The sequence below is a fragment of the Actinomycetospora sp. NBC_00405 genome, from assembly GCF_036044095.1.
Classification (GTDB): domain Bacteria; phylum Actinomycetota; class Actinomycetes; order Mycobacteriales; family Pseudonocardiaceae; genus Actinomycetospora; species Actinomycetospora callitridis.
Window position 1 is genome coordinate 2937111 of the sequence record NZ_CP107938.1, and the last position, 16449, is coordinate 2953559.

The window sequence follows — 16449 nt, forward strand, 5'->3', positions numbered from 1 at the left end:
CCGGGGCGGCTCGCCGCACCTTCTCCGACGGGTCCGGGTGACCACGGCGTCCGTCAGCCCGCGCGCGGCCAGGAGCCGACGGCCCGCGGGTCGGCCTCGCGCCGTCGCCAGGAGTCGACGTCCCGGGGCCAGTCGTCCGTCGCGCGTTCCCAGGAGGGCAGGTCGAGCTCGGGCGGCCGCACCCACCAGCGGTGCCCGGACGGCGAGGTCCAGATGATCACCGCCTCGCCGCCGCCCTCGGGATCGGGACCGAGCTCGGCCGTCCAGTCGGACAACGTCTTGGGCCGGTGGTGCCGCCGGCACTCCGGCTTCAGCTTGTCGGCGCGTGTCGGCCCGGCGCCGCCGCCCGGACGACCGTGCTCGTACGGCACGACGTGGTCGAGGTCGCAGCGGGCCGCCGGCACCCGGCAGCCGGGTGCCGCGCAGGTCATGTCCCGGGCGCGCACGAACTCCTGCATCGACCCGGGTGGTCGGTAGCGCCGGGCGTCGAGATGGGAGGCCGTTCCGGTGACGGGGTCGGTGAGGAGCCGCCGCCACCAGGAGTCCGGGTCGCCCGCCAGCCTGCGACCCATCTCGGCCGGGATCGGGCCGTGGCCCTCGAGCTCCGCGGGCCGGTCGGAGAACCCGGCCAGCACTCCCACCCGATGGTCACCCGGACCTCGGCGCGCATCGGTGTCCGAGCACCCACCCCCATGCCCCGCACCGGATCGCGCTGGTGCTCCCTGCGCGAGGTCCGGGGTCGGGGTCGGGAGGGCTGGCCACCGGGTCGCCGTCGCAGCTCGCGGTCGTCTCGTCCGTCGCCCCGTCGGTCGCCCCGTCGGTCGCCTCGTCGGTCGGCACCTCAGTCGCCGCGTCCGTCGGCACGTCAGTCGCTGCGTCCGTCGTCTCGCCAGCCGCCTCGTTCGGCAGGTCGCCGCCGACGCCGTCTTCCCCCGCCCCCTCGGCGCCACAGGCGCAGTCGCCCGTGCAGTCACTCTGGCGTGCGGTGGCGCCGTCGAGGACGAGGTCGCGGGTGGTGTCGGCGCGCTTCTGCGCGAGAGTTCGCTTCTCGCCGTCGGGTCCGTCGCCGGCGCGGCGGGCGAAGCCGTCGATCACCGCGTAGACCCCGCGTGCCTCGTCGGCGGGCAGGCGCAGCTGCAGGACGCCGGTGGCGCCGTGGTCGTCCGACCAGTACCGCAGATCGCGGTCCTTCCGCGCCTGCTCGGGCCGGCGGCGCAACTGGTCGGGATCGAGCCGGGTGACGATGCGACGCACCAGGTCGCGCAGCTGGGTCGGCGTCCGGTCACGGGCCGGCCGGGACCACAGCTCGGCGTCCACGGCACGCGCCGTCCCCGGGTCGCACAGCTCGGTCTGCTCGATCACGACGCGCACGTGGGACATCGAGATCTGCCCGGCCTCGAGCGCGTCGAGGGTGCGGGGGAGCTGGTCGATCAGGGTCTCCGCCTGGCAAATGCGGATCTCCCCGGTGCGCGGCGCGACCCGGGCGAGCGTGGCGACCTCCATCGCCACGGCCTCGGACACTAGCTCGGCCTGCCCGGCACCTCGGACACGACCCTGGCGGGCGTGGAGGTACTCGCCGGTCTCGCGGTAGAGGTGACCGGTCGCCCAGTTCGCGAGGGCCTCCCAGCCGGCGAGACGTTCGGCGGCGTCGTGGCCCTCGTCGTCCACGAGGTCGACGGCCTCCGATCCGGCCAACGCCGCTGCGAGCTCAGGACCCGGAACCCACGACGATTACAGCGGCACGACCGATGGGGGTGGCTCCTCCGCCACCGCCGCATAGCCACTGTCGAACATGTGTTCGATGATACCAGTCACATTGGTGGTGTGGGGCAACCTGCAGCAGTTGCCGTCGCCGTCTCAGGACGCGGAAGGGATGGCCCTCCGGCACCCGCTCCAGCAGCCCTGCACCCGCCGTTACACGCGGCAACGCCGCGGCAGTCCGGCGGCAACCACCAGGCAACAGGCCGTGCGCATCGTGGGGATCACCGGTCGACGTCGACCCCGATCCCGCTCTCACGTGACGCAGGAGTGATCATGGCGCTGTCCACCGACACGGCCCCGGAGAACCGGTTCTCGCGGCACCGCCCGACCGGCCCCGAGGACCTGGGCGGAGGGCACTGGCCGGTGGTGGTCGTGGGTGGCGGGCAGGCCGGGCTGTCGATGAGCCGGTGCCTGCAGCGGCGGGGGGTCGACCACGTGGTGCTGGAGCGCGCCGTGGTGGCGCACTCGTGGAGGACCTACCGGTGGGACACGTTCTGCCTGGTCACGCCCAACTGGCAGTGCCAGCTGCCCGACTTCCCCTACGCCGGGGAGGACCCGCACGGGTTCATGGTCCGCGACCAGATCGTCGACTACCTCGAGGCGTACCGCGCGTTCATCGAGCCGCCGGTGGTCGAGGGCGTCGAGGTCACCCGGCTCGCCCGCGACGATCGCGGCACCTACCGGGTGACGACGACCGCGGGCGAGCTCTCCGCGGACCAGGTCGTCGTGGCCACCGGCGGCTACCACACGCCGATCACCCCGCCGATGTCCCAGCCGCTGCCGGCCGGGATCACCCAGGTACAGTCGCAGGACTACAAGTCCGGCGCGCAGCTGCCGCCCGGCGAGGTGCTGGTGGTCGGCAGCGGCCAGTCCGGTGCGCAGATCGCGGAGGACCTGCACCTCGAGGGCCGCACGGTGCACCTCGTCGTCGGCGACGCGCCGCGGGTCGCGCGCTTCTACCGCGGCCGCGACGTCACCGACTGGCTCGCGGAGATGGGCTACTACGACATGCCCGTCACCGAGCACCCGCGCCGCGAGGCCGTCCGCGCCCAGGCCAACCACTACGTCACCGGGCGCGACGGCGGGCGCGACATCGACCTGCGGGCCCACGCGAGGGACGGCATGAGGCTCTACGGCCTCATGACCGACCACCGCGACGGGGCGCTGCACTTCGACCCGGACCTCAGCGAGCGGCTGGACCACGCCGACGAGGTCTCCGAGTCGATCAAGGACACGATCGACGAGTACATCGCGCGGGAGCAGCTCGACGTCCCGGCCGAGGAGCGCTACACGCCGGTGTGGCGCCCCGGGGCCGAGACGACCGAGCTGGCGCTGGCCGACACCGACATCACCTCGGTCGTCTGGTGCATCGGCTTCCGCCAGGACTTCCGGTGGGTCGACGTGCCGGTCTTCACCGGTCGCGGCGCGCCGACCCACACCCGCGGCGTCACCAGCTCCCCCGGGCTCTACTTCCTGGGCCTGCCGTGGCAGTGGACCTGGGGCTCGGGCCGGTTCTCGGGCGTCGGGCGTGACGCCGAGTACCTCGCCGAGCGCATCCGCTCCCAGCGCGGCCTGACGAGCACCGGGCCCCGCGGTGACGTCTGCAACGTCCTCGCGCTGGGCTCGTGACTCAGGCCTGGTTCGGCCCCGGGTGCCCCGGGGTGCTCGCCGGGGCCGGCGGGGTCTGCGGCGTGGCCGGGGAGTCCGAGCCCGTCGAGTTGACGGCACCCCAGTTGCGCGGCAGGCCCTTCGACTGACGACGCTCCTGCGCCTCGCGCATCTTCTTCGCGGGCAGCGAGAGCCGCCAGATCGAGCGCGTGGCCTGCCAGAACTGCCGCGGGAACGACCCGGTGGTGTAGGGCAGGTCGTACTTCTCGCACAGTGCGAGGACGCGCTCCTGGATCTCCGGGTAGCGGTTGCACGGCAGGTCCGGGTACAGGTGGTGCTCGATCTGGTAGCCGAGGCTGCCCGACATGATGTGCATGAGCCGATTGCCCGTGAAGTTCGCCGAGCCGAGCAGCTGGCGCAGGTACCACTCGCCCTGCGTCTCGTTCTCCAGCTCCTCCTCGGTGAAGACCTCGGCGCCGTCGGGGAAGTGCCCGCAGAAGATGATCGCGTAGGACCAGATGTTGCGGATGATGTTCGCCGTGAAGTTCGCCGTCGCCGTCGGGACGAAGTTCTTGCCGGCCAGGGCGGGGAACAGGACGTAGTCCTTGCCGATCTGGCGCGCCTGCTTGCGGGCGACGCCCTCCAGCTTGCGCTTGAACTCCTCCGGGTCCTCGACCTGCAGCTTCACGAGACCGTCGATGTCGAGGTCGTGCAGGGAGACGCCGTACTCGAACGCCAGCATCAGCAGCGTGTTCACCACGGGCTGCGTCAGGTAGTACGGGTGCCACGGCTGGTCGGACCGGACGCGGAGGATCTCGTACCCGACGTCCTTGTCCTTGCCGATCACGTTCGTATAGGTGTGGTGCAGGTAGTTGTGGGAGTGCTTCCACTGGTCGGCCGGGCAGACGTTGTCCCACTCCCACGTGGCCGAGTGGACCTCCGGATCGTTCATCCAGTCGAACTGGCCGTGCATGACGTTGTGGCCGATCTCCATGTTCTCGAGGATCTTGGCCACGGACAGCGTCAGCGCCCCGGCCCACCACAGCTCGCGGCGGTGGCTGCCGAAGAGCATCGCGCGCCCGGCCACGTTGAGCCGGCGCTGGATGGTGATGAGGCGCCGGATGTAGGCCGCGTCCTCGTCACCGCGCTTCTCCTCGAAGTCGGCGCGGATCTGGTCGAACTCGCGGCCGAGGGCCTCCACGTCCGCCTCACTGAGGTGGGCGAACTCCTTGACGTCGGCGATGGCCATGGTCGGTTCCTCTCCGGCGGGGACGATTGGACCTGGTCGGGCGGAAACGGTCAGATGTCGAGGACGACGTCGCCGGCGGCGGCGCCGATGCAGGTCTGGACCTTGACGGCGTCCCAGTCGGCGCCGCCCGTGCCGTCGGCACGGTGCTCGGTGCCGTCGCGCAGGTCGCGGACGACGCCCTGGCGCAGCGGGACGACGCAGGTGTGGCAGATGCCCATGCGGCATCCGAACGGGAGCTGCAGGCCGGCCTGCTCGCCGGCCTCGAGCAGCGTGGTGGCGCCGTCGATCTCGACCTCGACGTCGGACTGCTTGAACGACACGGTGCCGCCCTCGGCCTCGCCACCGGCGAGGTCGACCGAGAAGCGCTCGAGGTGCAGCTGCTCGTCGAGGCCGGCGTCGGACCACACGCGCTCGGCGTCGTCGAGCAGCGCGTTCGGCCCGCACACCCAGGCCTGGCGCTCCTGCCAGTCGGGGCAGAGGTCGGAGAGGTTGTCGAGGTCGAGGTGACCGTCGGTGCGGGTGAACTGCTTGTGCACCCGCAGGTCCTTGTGCTTCTCGGACAGCTGATCGAGCTCGTCGGAGAAGAGCAGGCTCTCCTCGTCCGGCGCCGAGTGCGCGACGAGGACGTCGGGCATCGTGCCGCGGCGGTCGAGGGTGCGGAGCATCGCGATGATCGGGGTGACGCCGCTGCCCCCGGTGAGGAACAGGATCTTCTTGGGCGGCGGGTCGGGAAGGACGAACTCCCCGCTCGGTGGCGCGAGTCGCACGATGGTGCCCGGCTCGAGCCCGCCGACGAGGTGCTGGGACATGAAGCCCTCGGGCATCGCCTTGACCGTCACCGACAGGTGACCCTCGTCGCGCTTGGGCGGCGAGGTCAGCGAGTAGGACCGCCAGTGGAAGCGCCCGTCCACCTGGACCGCGATGCCCACGTACTGGCCGGGCTGGTGGTCGAACGACCAGCCCCAGCCGGGCTTGATGACGAGGGTGACCGCGTCCTCGGTCTCGGGCACGACCTTGATGACCTTGCCGCGCAGCTCGCGGGCCGACCAGAGCGGGTTGACCAGCGACGAGAGGTAGTCGTCGGGGAGCAGCGGGGTGGTGAAGCGGGACGCCACCTTGCGGAGGCGCCGCACTCCGCGAGGGAGTCGGCCGGCGGTCTGTCCATCGCTCACGTCGCTCACCTCCGCCACGCTACATGGAACCCTCGGTACCGGGAACTAGGGGTTACACGTACAGGTTGTCCTTCGGACACGGATGACCACTCGACGGCGACATGAAACACGATCACGTGTCATATGTCGCCCCGGGATGTCACGCCGACCCATCGTTAGCGTGGTGGTCGTGGACAGCGGGCCCGGGATGACGGTCACCGTGCTCGCTCGGCGGGCCGGCATGACCGTGCGCAACGTCCGCGCGCACGCCGCCCGGGGACTGCTGCCGCCTCCCCACCTGCAGGGACGCACCGGGTACTACGGGCCCGAGCACCTCGCGCGCCTCGACCTCATCGCCCAGCTGCAGGAGCAGGGGTTCGCGCTCGCCGCGATCGAGCGCCTCGTCACGGCGACCCCGCGGCAGTCCGCGGAGGAGGCGCTCGCCCAGTACCTGCACATGCTCGCGCCCTGGGCCCCGGAGCCTCCGCTGGAGATGCCGCTCGCGGACCTGCCGGGCTGGCTCGGGGTGGCGGTGGACGAGGAGACCCGGGGCTCGCTGGTGGACGCGCACCTCGTGCAGACCCTCGACGACGGGCGCGTGCGCGTCCCCAACCCGGGGCTCGTGCGGTCCGGGGCCGAGGCCGTCCGCCTCGGGATGCCCCTGAGCGCCCTCGTCGACCTGCACGCGGAGCTGACGACGCACGTCGGCGCGGTGACGGCGAGCTTCATCGACCTGTTCCGGCGCACGGTGTGGGCCGACCACGTCCGCGACGGCCTCCCCCACGAGCGCCACGGGCAGGTCCTCGACGTCGTCGGTGCCCTGCAGCCCGTGGCCGCGCAGGCCCTGCTCGCGGCGTTCCGCGAGGAGATGCCGCGGGCCATCTCGGGCTTCCTCGACGAGGTCTCCGACGCGTTCGAGTCCGGCTCCGCGGGCGCGGCCGGATCCGCCCCCGAGGGCAGCCCGTCTGCGGCAGAATCGGACAGGTGAGCGAGACCACGGTCAGTCCCGATCTGACGGACGACCTCGCCCTGGCCCGGGCCGGCGACGACGACGCCTTCGGTCGCCTGGTGTCGCCGCTGCGCCGCGAGCTGCACGCGCACTGCTACCGGATGCTCGGCTCGGCTCACGACGCCGACGACGCGCTGCAGGACGCGCTGGTGCGCGCCTGGCGCAAGCTCGGCACGTTCGAGGGTCGGAGCTCGCTGCGGACCTGGCTGTACACGGTGGCCACCCGCACGTGCCTCGATCTCGTCGACGCCCGGGGCCGGCGCGCACTGCCCGTCGACCTCGGACCCGCGAGCGACCGCGTCACCACCGGCGACGTCCCGGTCACCGAGGTCGCCTGGCTGGGCCCGTACCCCGACGAGCCGGGCGCCCGCGCCGAGGAGCGCGAGTCGGTGGAGCTGGCGTTCGTCGCGGCCCTGCAGCACCTGCCGGGCAACCAGCGGGCGGCGCTCGTGCTGTTCGAGGTGCTCGGCTTCTCGGCCGCCGAGATCGCCACGACGATGGACACGTCGACGGCGTCGGTGAACTCGGCGCTGCAGCGGGCCCGCAAGCTGGTCGCCGAGAAGGTGCCGGCGGCGAGCCAGCAGCGCACGCTGCGCGAGATCGACGACGACCGTCTGCGCGAGGTCGTCCACGGCTACTCCTCGGCGCTGGAGCGCGGCGACGCCGAGGCGCTCGTCGCCCTGCTCACGGAGGACGTCACCTGGTCGATGCCGCCCATGGCGCACTGGTACGCGGGCATCGGGCCGGTCACGGCGTTCGCGCGCGCCGTGCCGCTCGGCGGCGACTGCGGCTCGTGGCGCCACCTCGAGGTCACCGCCAACGGCCAGCCCGCCGTCGCCTCGTACCGGCGCGCGCCCGACGAGCCCGCGGACGCACCGCACACGCCCTGGTCGATCGACGTCCTGACCCTGCGCGGCGACCGCATCGCCGAGGTCACCTCGTTCATCGGCGCCGAGCACCACGCGCGCTTCGGGCTGCCCGACTCCCTGCCGTGACCGACCCGGGCAACGCTGCCCAGGCCGAGGCGTGGGACGGGGGGACCGGCGCGTTCTGGGCGGAGCACGCCGACCGCTTCGACGCCGCCGTGGCCGCGCACCACCCGCCGTTCCTCGGGGCCGCGGCGGTCGCCGCGGGCGAGACGGTGCTCGACGTGGGGTGCGGCGCGGGTCGCACGTCGCTCGACGCGGCACGGGCGGCGGCGCCCGGGCACGTCACCGGCGTCGACCTCTCGACGCGCCTGCTCGCGATCGCCCGGCAGCGGGCCGCGGCCGCCGGGCTCGGCACCGTCACCTTCGAGCGCGCCGACGCCCAGGTGCACCCCTTCCCCGCCGGCGGCACCGACGTCGTCGTCAGCCGGCACGGTGCGATGTTCTTCGCGGATCCCGTGGCGGCGTTCGCGAACCTCGCCCGCGCCCTGCGCCCGGGCGGCCGGATGGTGCTGCTCACCTGGCAGGGCCTCGAGCACCAGGAGTGGCTGCGCTCGTTCCTGACGATCCTCGCCGCCGGGCGCGAGGTGGCGTTCCCGCCGGCGCAGGGTCCGAGCCCGTTGTCGCTGTCGGTGCCCGCCCGCGTGGACGCGGTGCTCCGGGAGGCCGGGTTCGCCGACGTCGAGTTCATGGCCCACCGCGCGCCCATGGTGTTCGGCGCCGACCCCGACGATGCGCTGGGCTACGTGGCGGGCCAGCAGGCGGGGCTGCTCGCCGACCTCGACCCGGCGGCCCGCGTCGACGCCCTCGCCGCCCTGCGCGCGGACCTCGTCGCCCACCACCACGCCGGAGGCGTCCGGTACGACGCGGCGACCTGGATCGTGCGCGCCCGACGACCGTGATCGTGGGGGCTTTCCTGACGTCCGACGTCAGCGTGGCCCCCAGGCTGACCTACCGGACCGTCGTCTCCGTCCGCGCGAGCTTCGAGGACATGGGGGTGTCGGGGAACGAGCGCGCGGTGCGCTTGAGCTCGGCGAAGCCGCCCCACTCCCCCAGCGTCTGCACCGCGTCCCACAGGCGCAGGGCGTCCTCGCCGCGCGGCGGCGCGTCGATCACGGGGCCGAAGAGGGCGGGGCCGTCCGGCGGGCTGAACGACAGGATCGGCGTCCCCACCCCGCCCCCGCAGCGGTCGACCGCCTCTTGGGTCTCGGCGCGCAGGTCGTCGTCGCGGGAGGTGTCGTGCGCCGCGTCGGCCAGGTCGGTGGGCAGGCCGACGCGCTCGAGGGCCGGGCGCAGGTCGCGCTGCCGGGCCATCTCGTGCATGACCGCCTTGAAGTCGTCGCCCTCGGGCGGGTCGGCGTCCCAGACGAGCTCGCCGAGCGCGGTGTAGAGGTCGCCGACGACCTCCGCTCCGTGGGCCTCCCGCGCCGCGTGCACCACGCGCAGCATCTCCAGACCGCGGACGTGGCTGTCGGGGTACTCCGGCGACGCCTTCTTCCGCTCCTCGTAGCTGATCTCCTCGTTGAGGATCGCGAGGGACAGCGGCCGCCACGTGACCTCGGTGGGGCGCTGGCGCGCGACCTCGACGACCCATCGCGAGGTCACCCAGCAGAAGGGGCAGATCGGGTCGAAGAAGAACTCGAGTCGATCGCTCATTGGGGCCGGATACCCGGGACCTCGGACCGGCATGGGCCTCGCGACGACGCTTCGGTGTTCGAAGCGTCGTCGCTCAGGGTGTCTCATCCGGACCGGGTAGCCGAAAGACATGACCACCGGGACGGCGCGCAGGCTCCGGGCCCTCGACGGCGCGCGGCTGACGCTCGACCGCGCCGACATGCTCGACGGCGCGGCCCCGGGACCGGTCGAGCTCGTGGTGCCGACCTTCCTCGTCGAGCACGACGAGGGCCTCGTCCTGCTCGACACCGGGCTCGCGCCGGAGGCCGCGGACGACCCCGTCGGCACCTACGGCGAGCTCGGCGAGAAGGTCCGGATGACCCCGGCGCAGCGCCTCGACCGGCAGCTCGCGGCGGCGGGCGTCGACCCCGGCGACATCACGCACGTCGTGCTCTCCCACGTGCACTTCGACCACACGGGCGGGCTGCGCCACGTCCGGCACGCCCGGTTCGTGCTCGGGGCGGGCGACCGGGGCGCGGTCGACGGCAGCGACCCCGACGTCGCGGCGCTCGCCCGGTCCGAGGACCTCGACCCCGTCCGCGACGCCGACTGGACCTTCGCCGACGGCGACCTCGACCTCTTCGGCGACGGCTCGGTCGTCGTGCTCGCGATGCCGGGGCACACGCCGGGGAACACGAGCCTGCTGGTCCGGCTGCCGGGAGGCACGCTGCTCCTCGCCGGCGACACCGCCCACCTCCACGAGGCGGTCCGGGCGCCCGCACCCATGGCCGCGGACACCGACCGGTGCCTCGCCCTCACCTCGCTCCAGCGCCTCATCGGGCTCGCCGCCACCCACGAGGCCGCGATCTGGGTGACCCACGACCCCGAGGACTGGGCGCGCTTCGCGGCGCCCGGCGAGATCAGCGGAAGCCGGCCGTGACCCCACCGTCGATCGAGATGTTCTGCCCGGTGACCCACACCGACTCGTCGGAGGCCAGGTAGACCGCGAGGTGGGCGATGTCGAGCCCGGTGCCGGGCCGCTGGATCAGGTGGAACCCCATCTGGAACGCCCGCAGCTCGTCGCCGACGAACTGGTCGGTGGCCGGGGAGGTGACGAAGCCCGGCGAGATCGTGTTGACGCGGACGCCCCGTTCGGCGCCCTCGGCCGCGAGCGAGCGCGTCATCGCGATGACCCCGCCCTTGGCCGCCGAGTGCGCGACCTGCCCGAGCGGTGCGATGCCGCGCAGCCCGGACATCGAGGCCGTGTTGATCACCGAGGCGTTGCCGGTGGCCAGCAGGTGCGGCCAGGCCGGCCGGGTGGTGTGGAAGACGATGTCCAGCTCGACGTGGAGCACGTGGCGCCAGAGGTCGAGCGTCATCTGGTCGAACGGCGCGAACCCCGCGCCGGCGGCGTTGTTGTAGAGGACGTCGATGCCGCCGAGCCGCGCGGCGCTCTCCTCGATCCAGCGCTCCGCCGCCACCGGGTCCGCGAGGTCGACGGTGTGACCGGCGACGTCGAACCCCTCGGCGGCCAGCGGGCCCGCCGTGCGCTCGGCCGCGCCGGGCTGCACGTCGCACCCGACCACCCGCGCACCCTCGCGGAGGAACACCGCCTGGGCAGCCTCCCCCTGCCCGCCGGCGGTGCCGGTGATCAGCACCCGCTTGCCGGCCAGGCGCCCGCCGGGCGGCGCGGAGGGGGCGGTCGTGGGGAAACGAGCGGGCGTGGCGTCCGTCGGCACTGTGCTCACGCCTCTAGAGTGTGCACACTTAAGCGTGACCGTCAACACGCTCGTCCCGTCAGGCCGGGGCCGCCGCCGGGTCGTACGGGAGCGCGGTGGTGTCGAACGCGTCGCGGGCGCGGGTCGGGTCGCCCCACCCGCTCTGCGGCCCTTCGCCGTCCCGTGCCGCTCGTGCGCCGGAGTCTGGGCCCGGCGGTCCGCCGCCCGGGGCACGGGCGTCCCGGTGAGCGGGACTGCGGTGGACGATTGACACCCGCCGCAACTGTATGCACCCTGAGTGGTCCCCATCACTGTCGAGGCGGGAGGCCCCGGTGTGATCGAGCTGGTCGACATCGCCTACATCCGCTCCGGCGCGGCCGACCTCGCGGGCGCGGTGCGTTTCGCGACCGAGGTGGTCGGGCTCGAGCACGTCGACGGAGGCGAGCCGGGGGTCGCCCACCTGCGCGCGGACTCCCGGCACCACTGCCTGGCGTTCGTCGAGGGGGCCTCGGGCGTCATCGCCTCGGCGTTCACCGTCGACGGCCCCGGCGCCCTCGCGCTGGCGGAGACCGAGCTCGAGAGCCGCGGGTTCACGGTGTGGCGCGGCGGCGCGTCCGACGCCCGGTCGCGGCGGGTCGGCGACCTGATCGGGTTCGACGACCCGTTCGGCAACCGGATCGAGCTGGTCTGCGGGCAGCAGACTCTCGCCCGCCCGGTGCGGCCGGGCCGGGGGTCGGGCATCACCGAGTTCGGCCACCTCTGCCTCGACGCCCCCGACGTCGCCGAGGCCCACCGGTTCTGGTCGACGACGTTCAACGCGCGGGCCTCGGACTGGATCGGCGACGCGGCGTGCCTGATGCGCATCGACGAGGTCCACCACAAGCTCGCGGTGTTCCAGGGCGACCGTCCCGGCCTGTGCCACGTGAACTTCCAGGTCGCCGAGATCGACGACGTGTTCCGCAACTGGCACCACCTGCAGGAGCAGGGCGTGCTCATCGAGATGGGCCCGGGACGCCACCCGCAGTCGGGCGCGGTGTTCCTCTACTTCCTCGGACCCGAGGGCCTCACCTACGAGTACTCGTACGGCGTCCGCCGGATCACCGACGAGACGGCCTGGCGGCCCCGGTACTTCGATCCCGCCGAGCGCGGGTCGATCGACATGTGGCTCGGTCCGACGCAGAAGCCCGTCACACAACCCCAGGTGACCCAACCCCAGGTCACTCCACCCCTGGTACTCCCGGAGGCCGTTCACCCATGATCTTCGTGACGCACGCGCTGCCCGTGAACGAGCCGGGCGAGCCGCTGATCACGCGCGACGCCCTGTGGGACGGGCTGGTGCGCAAGGCGGAGAACGCGCTGCCGTTCGTCCCGTCGATCACCGACTGCACGGTCACCGCCCGGTACAGCGACACCGTGTTCGACCGCGACATCGTGTTCAAGGGCCAGGCGTTCTCCGAGCGGATCACCCTCGAGCATCCGCACCGCGTGGTGTTCACCCGCATCGCCGGGCCGGTGCTGGGCACGATCGCGAACGAGATCGAGGGTGCCGAATCCGATGACGACGGTCCGGACGACCTGACACTGCGGTTCAGCTTCGCGCTGACCGTGGCCGGCGAGCCGGGCGGGTCGGCGGGCGAGAAGGCACACGCCGAACAGATGACCGACAGCTACCGCGCCGCGGTGGCCGCCACGCTCGGCGCCGTCCGCAAGATCGCCGCCGGCGCAGCCGTCTGAGCCCTCCCTCCCGAGCCCACCCGTCTGACCGATCAGAGGAGCCCCGCATGTCCGACTGGGTCACCGACTACTACGCCGACGTCGACGCGCTCCGTCTCGAGCCGTTCGTCGCGCGCCACACCGAGGACGCCGTGGTGATCTTCGGCAACCAGCCGCCCACGGTCGGCATCGCCGCCATCCACGACGCCTTCGAGGGCTTCTGGTCGATGATCGGCGGGATGCGCCACGAGGTCCACCACCGCTGGGACGAGAACGACGGCGCGACCGCGATCCTCGAGGTCACCACCCACTACACGACCAGGGGTGGCGCGCACGTGCCGCTGCCGTGCGTGTCGATCCTCGACCGCACCCCGCAGGGCCTGGTTTCCTCGTTGCGCATCCACATCGATCTCGCGCCCCTGTTCGCTGCGATGGAGGCCGAATCCCAGGAGGCCGCACCGGTCCCGTGACACTCGACGAGATTCGCGAGCAGGTCGCGCTCGCGGCGCGGACGCTGGCCCGGCACGGGCTGGTCACCGCGTTCGGGCACGTGTCCGCGCGCGTCGGGGACCTCGTGGTGATCACCCCGCCGATCGCGCCGGGCAACGTCACCGCCGACGCGCTGGTGACACTCGACGCGGCCGCCGGGGAGCTGCCGGCGGGCACCGCCCCGGAGACCTGGGCGCACCTCGCGATCTACCGGGCGCGCCCCGACGTCGGCGCCGTGGCGCGCGCCCAGCCCGAGTCGGCCTTCGCCGCGTCGGCGATCGCGACCGAGCTGGTCCCGCTGCACGGGCACGCGTCCTGGCTGGGGCGCCGCATCCCGGTGCACGGCTCCGCACGGCTGCTGCGCGACCGGGAGCGCGCCGAGGCCGCCGCCGACACCCTCGCCGACGAGGACGCCGTGCTCCTGCGGGGCAACGGCGCGCTCACCGTGGGCGCGGACCCCGGGGCGGCGGTGGCCCGGATGTGGCTGCTCGAGGCCGCGTGCCGGGTGCACCTCACGACCGTCGGGCACGGGCCGCGGGCCCTCACCGTCGACGAGATCGACGCGTGGCGCGCAGCCGCCCCGCCCCTGATGGAGCGGTTGTGGCGTCACCTCGCAGGGCTGCCGTGAGCACGTCTGCATACACTCCGGCGGTGTCGATCGGCGAGCTCCTGGGGGGCCGTGCGGGGCTGCGCATCAACGACCCGCGCCAGACGAGCGTCAGCGTGCACGCGTACCTGCGCGACCTGATCATCTCCGGCGCGCTGCCGCCCGGCACCCAGCTCAAGCAGGCCGAGCTCGCCCGCGTCCTCGCGGTGTCGCGCACGCCGCTGCGCGAGGCGTTCCGGATGCTGCAGGAGGAGGGGCTCATCTCCTCCGAGCCCAACCAGCGCAGCCACGTCCTCGGGCTCGACGCCGAGGAGCTGGACTCGCTCTACGCCGCCCGGATCACGCTCGAGTCGCTCGGCGCGCGCCTGACCGCCGGCCGGCTGAGCCGCGAGGAGATCCGGGGCGCGACGTCGGCGTTCAAGGAGATGGAGCGCACCTACCGGGCCGGCGACATGGCGAGCTGGACCGTCGCCCACCGCGGCTTCCACCGCCTGCTGGTCGGGCGCTGCGGCGCGACCGTGCTGCGCACCATCAACTCCTACGCCGAGCAGAGCGAGCGCTACGTGCGCATCGACCAGGCCCGGCACCGGACCGACTTCGGGGCCCGGCAGCGCGAGCACCAGGCCATCTTCGACGCCGTGCGCGACGCCGACCCCGACGCCGCGGTCGCCGAGATGGCACGCCACCTCGCCGGCACGGCCCGGCGCGTGGTCGACGGCCACGCCCCGGGCCACGGCACCCCCTGCGTCGACGGGGCGCTCGCGCTGCTGCTGGGCTCCTCCTGAGGGCTAGTGGTCCAGGCTCGGCGGGTCGATCGGCCCCCACTGGTTGACCGTGGCGAGGTCGACCTCCCAGGTCCTCGGGTACATCGGGAACTCCTCGTGCCACGGCCGCGGTTCCCAGCGGCCCTTGGCCTCGTCGACCACGACGTCGATCTGCGTGAACAGCTCGACGACGTTGCCGTCGGGGTCGCGGTGGTAGGTGAACAGGTTGTGGCCCGGCCCGTGGCGGCCCGGCCCCCAGTGCAGCCGGTAGCCGTGCTTGGCGAGGTGGTCGAGCATCGAGATCAGGTGGTCGGGGCTGCGCATCTCGTAGGCGACGTGGTGCATGCCGGAGTACTTCTGACTGGCCATGAAGTTGGCCGCGTGGTGGTCGGCGTTGCAGCGCATGAAGACGAAGAAGTCGCCGACCGTGTCCGACCACCGGAACCCGAGGAGGTCCTGGTAGAAGGACTGCATGGTCGCCAGCTCCGGGGTGTAGGCCGCGACGTGGCCGAGCTTGGTGGGGCGCAGCGGCGTGAGGCCCTGGACGCCGCTGGGGTCCTGCGAGGTCGCCAGGTGCAGCGCGACCCCGGTCATCGGCTCCTCCAGCACGAGGACGTCGGGCGTGCCCGGCCCGATGTCGCTGCGCCGCTCGGTGACGTACCCGGCGTCCTTGAGCCGCTGCTCGGCGCTGTCCAGGTCCTCCCAGAGCTCGTAGCCGACCACCTGCCGGGCCTTGGTGTCGCCCTTCGTGACGACCACGCAGTGGTGGTCGGAGCCGGTGGTGAGGAACGCCCCGCGGTCGTCGCCCTCGACGAGCACGAAGTCCAGGACCGTCGTGTAGTACTCGACGAGCCGCTCGACGTCGGGGGTCTCGAAGCCCACGTAGCCGAGCTTCGAGACGTTCACCGTGCCCATGACCTGTCCTCTCGTTCGGTGACGGGGTTGTGCAGCGCGCCGACGCCGTCGACCTCGGCGAGGGTCTCGTCGCCGGGCGCCAGGAACTCGCCGCGGGGGAAGCCGACCCCGGCCGGCGTGCCGGTGGCGATGACGTCGCCGGGCTCGAGGGTCACCGCCCGGCTCGCGGCGGCGATCAGCTGGTCGATCGGGGTCACCATGTCGGTGGTGCTCGAGTCCTGCTTCACCACGCCGTTGACCGACAGGCGCAGCGCCACCCGCTGCGGGTCGTCGACCATCCACGACGGCACGATCCCCGGCCCCGTCGGGCAGAACGTGTCGCCGGCCTTGGCGCCGACCCAGTCGTGCCCGAACGGCGGCGCGATCGCGCCGGCGCGGTCGAGCAGGTCGCGCGACGAGACGTCGTTGACGATCGTCCAGCCGGCGACGACGTCGAGCGCGTGCTCCACCGGCACGTCGACGCACCGGCGGCCGATCACCGCGGCGAGCTCGACCTCCCAGTCGATCTTCCGGCCGGCGCGCGGGGGCAGCACGATCGCCTCGCCCGGCCCGACCACCGACGTCGTCGGCGGCTTGAAGAAGAAGTACGGCTCGACCGGGCCCGGGGGGCGGTCCACGCCCATCTCGGCGAGGTGGGCGTAGTAGTTCGCCCCCGCGCAGAGCACCTTCGGCGGGTAGAGCAGCGGCGCGAGCAGCACCGCGCCCTCCACCGGCGCGAGCCGGTCGAGGTCGAGGCCGCGCAGCACCGGGGCCAGGGTGTCCCACTCCCCCAGCACCTCGAGCATCGTCCGTCCGGCGAGCTCGTCCGGCGCCCGGCGGATCACCCCACCGGCACGGATGCCGACCTCCGACTTCGCGGCGTCACCCTGGTGGTGGGTGACGAGCATCCACGGCGCCTCGCGCACGCGTCCTCCTCTGCGCTGTT

General features: G+C 73.1%; 18 protein-coding genes. 10 read left to right on the plus strand and 8 right to left on the minus strand.

The window, feature by feature from the left end; all coding sequences use genetic code 11:
• Window positions 1-53 precede the first annotated feature (53 nt).
• Entirely contained in the window at window positions 54-641 is a 588-nt protein-coding gene (locus OG774_RS14395) for an HNH endonuclease signature motif containing protein (RefSeq protein ID WP_328310529.1), read from the minus strand.
• Window positions 642-648: 7 nt separating this feature from the next.
• A complete protein-coding gene (locus OG774_RS14400) occupies window positions 649-1695 on the minus strand; it encodes a DUF222 domain-containing protein (RefSeq protein ID WP_328310532.1) in 1047 nt (348 codons plus the stop codon).
• Window positions 1696-2034: 339 nt separating this feature from the next.
• Here OG774_RS14400 and OG774_RS14405 point away from each other — a divergent pair, with 339 nt between their 5' ends.
• Window positions 2035-3390 (plus strand): MSMEG_0569 family flavin-dependent oxidoreductase, encoded by a 1356-nt coding sequence (locus tag OG774_RS14405; protein ID WP_328310535.1) that lies wholly within the window; start codon window positions 2035-2037, stop codon window positions 3388-3390.
• 1 nt (window position 3391) lies between these two features.
• Here the strand turns inward: OG774_RS14405 and OG774_RS14410 are convergent, their stop codons facing one another.
• Window positions 3392-4618: a fatty acid desaturase family protein gene (locus OG774_RS14410; RefSeq protein ID WP_328310537.1), complete on the minus strand. Its 1227-nt coding sequence runs from the start codon at window positions 4616-4618 to the stop codon at window positions 3392-3394.
• Window positions 4619-4668: 50 nt separating this feature from the next.
• Window positions 4669-5790 (minus strand): ferredoxin reductase, encoded by a 1122-nt coding sequence (locus OG774_RS14415; RefSeq protein ID WP_328310539.1) that lies wholly within the window; start codon window positions 5788-5790, stop codon window positions 4669-4671.
• 169 nt (window positions 5791-5959) lie between these two features.
• On the opposite strand from OG774_RS14415, the gene OG774_RS14420 reads away from it, so the two are divergent.
• From OG774_RS14420 to OG774_RS14430, 3 genes are read left to right on the plus strand one after another with little or no spacing between them, the layout of a single operon-like run.
• A complete protein-coding gene (locus OG774_RS14420; RefSeq protein ID WP_328310542.1) occupies window positions 5960-6757 on the plus strand; it encodes a MerR family transcriptional regulator in 798 nt (265 codons plus the stop codon).
• A complete protein-coding gene (locus tag OG774_RS14425; RefSeq protein ID WP_328310544.1) occupies window positions 6754-7773 on the plus strand; it encodes a sigma-70 family RNA polymerase sigma factor in 1020 nt (339 codons plus the stop codon). The genes OG774_RS14420 and OG774_RS14425 overlap by 4 nt, the downstream gene beginning before the upstream one ends.
• Entirely contained in the window at window positions 7770-8606 is an 837-nt protein-coding gene (locus OG774_RS14430) for a class I SAM-dependent methyltransferase (RefSeq protein ID WP_328310546.1), read from the plus strand. The genes OG774_RS14425 and OG774_RS14430 overlap by 4 nt, the downstream gene beginning before the upstream one ends.
• 49 nt (window positions 8607-8655) lie before the next feature.
• Here the strand turns inward: OG774_RS14430 and OG774_RS14435 are convergent, their stop codons facing one another.
• Window positions 8656-9360 carry a mycothiol-dependent nitroreductase Rv2466c family protein gene (locus tag OG774_RS14435; protein ID WP_328310548.1) on the minus strand — a complete coding sequence of 235 codons (705 nt, stop codon included), beginning with the start codon at window positions 9358-9360 and terminating at the stop codon, window positions 8656-8658.
• Window positions 9361-9469: 109 nt separating this feature from the next.
• On the opposite strand from OG774_RS14435, the gene OG774_RS14440 reads away from it, so the two are divergent.
• Window positions 9470-10258: an N-acyl homoserine lactonase family protein gene (locus OG774_RS14440; protein ID WP_328310550.1), complete on the plus strand. Its 789-nt coding sequence runs from the start codon at window positions 9470-9472 to the stop codon at window positions 10256-10258.
• Here the strand turns inward: OG774_RS14440 and OG774_RS14445 are convergent.
• On the minus strand, window positions 10239-11066 hold the full coding sequence (locus tag OG774_RS14445; RefSeq protein ID WP_328310552.1) for an SDR family NAD(P)-dependent oxidoreductase: 828 nt from the start codon (window positions 11064-11066) through the stop codon (window positions 10239-10241). The two genes, OG774_RS14440 and OG774_RS14445, sit on opposite strands and share 20 nt — an antisense overlap.
• Window positions 11067-11370: 304 nt before the next feature.
• Between OG774_RS14445 and OG774_RS14450 the strand changes: the two genes are divergently transcribed.
• The 5 genes from OG774_RS14450 to OG774_RS14470 are packed head-to-tail and all read left to right on the plus strand — an operon-like array spanning window position 11371 to window position 14630.
• Window positions 11371-12294, plus strand: coding sequence for a VOC family protein (locus OG774_RS14450; RefSeq protein WP_328310554.1), 924 nt, complete (start codon window positions 11371-11373; stop codon window positions 12292-12294).
• A complete protein-coding gene (locus OG774_RS14455; protein WP_328310556.1) occupies window positions 12291-12770 on the plus strand; it encodes an SRPBCC family protein in 480 nt (159 codons plus the stop codon). Before OG774_RS14450 ends, OG774_RS14455 begins: the two co-directional genes overlap by 4 nt.
• 47 nt (window positions 12771-12817) lie before the next feature.
• Window positions 12818-13219 carry a nuclear transport factor 2 family protein gene (locus tag OG774_RS14460; protein ID WP_328310558.1) on the plus strand — a complete coding sequence of 134 codons (402 nt, stop codon included), beginning with the start codon at window positions 12818-12820 and terminating at the stop codon, window positions 13217-13219.
• Entirely contained in the window at window positions 13216-13866 is a 651-nt protein-coding gene (locus OG774_RS14465) for a class II aldolase/adducin family protein (protein WP_328310560.1), read from the plus strand. Before OG774_RS14460 ends, OG774_RS14465 begins: the two co-directional genes overlap by 4 nt.
• Window positions 13867-13889: 23 nt before the next feature.
• Window positions 13890-14630: a GntR family transcriptional regulator gene (locus OG774_RS14470; RefSeq protein ID WP_328310562.1), complete on the plus strand. Its 741-nt coding sequence runs from the start codon at window positions 13890-13892 to the stop codon at window positions 14628-14630.
• Window positions 14631-14633: 3 nt separating this feature from the next.
• On the opposite strand, the gene OG774_RS14475 is transcribed toward OG774_RS14470, so the two are convergent.
• Window positions 14634-15524 carry a VOC family protein gene (locus OG774_RS14475; RefSeq protein ID WP_328310564.1) on the minus strand — a complete coding sequence of 297 codons (891 nt, stop codon included), beginning with the start codon at window positions 15522-15524 and terminating at the stop codon, window positions 14634-14636.
• Entirely contained in the window at window positions 15512-16429 is a 918-nt protein-coding gene (locus OG774_RS14480; RefSeq protein ID WP_328310566.1) for a fumarylacetoacetate hydrolase family protein, read from the minus strand. The genes OG774_RS14475 and OG774_RS14480 overlap by 13 nt, the downstream gene beginning before the upstream one ends.
• Between the last annotated feature and the right edge of the window lie 20 nt (window positions 16430-16449).

Excerpts from the sequence above, each read along its gene's own strand:
- OG774_RS14405 (WP_328310535.1), top strand. The coding sequence starts at position 2,035 with ATGGCGCTGTCCACCGACACGGCCCCGGAGAACCGGTTCTCGCGGCAC.
- OG774_RS14410 (WP_328310537.1), bottom strand. The coding sequence starts at position 4,618 with ATGGCCATCGCCGACGTCAAGGAGTTCGCCCACCTCAGTGAGGCGGAC.
- OG774_RS14460 (WP_328310558.1), top strand. The coding sequence starts at position 12,818 with ATGTCCGACTGGGTCACCGACTACTACGCCGACGTCGACGCGCTCCGT.
- OG774_RS14455 (WP_328310556.1), top strand. The coding sequence starts at position 12,291 with ATGATCTTCGTGACGCACGCGCTGCCCGTGAACGAGCCGGGCGAGCCG.
- OG774_RS14435 (WP_328310548.1), bottom strand. The coding sequence starts at position 9,360 with ATGAGCGATCGACTCGAGTTCTTCTTCGACCCGATCTGCCCCTTCTGC.
- OG774_RS14475 (WP_328310564.1), bottom strand. The coding sequence starts at position 15,524 with ATGGGCACGGTGAACGTCTCGAAGCTCGGCTACGTGGGCTTCGAGACC.
- OG774_RS14440 (WP_328310550.1), top strand. The coding sequence starts at position 9,470 with ATGACCACCGGGACGGCGCGCAGGCTCCGGGCCCTCGACGGCGCGCGG.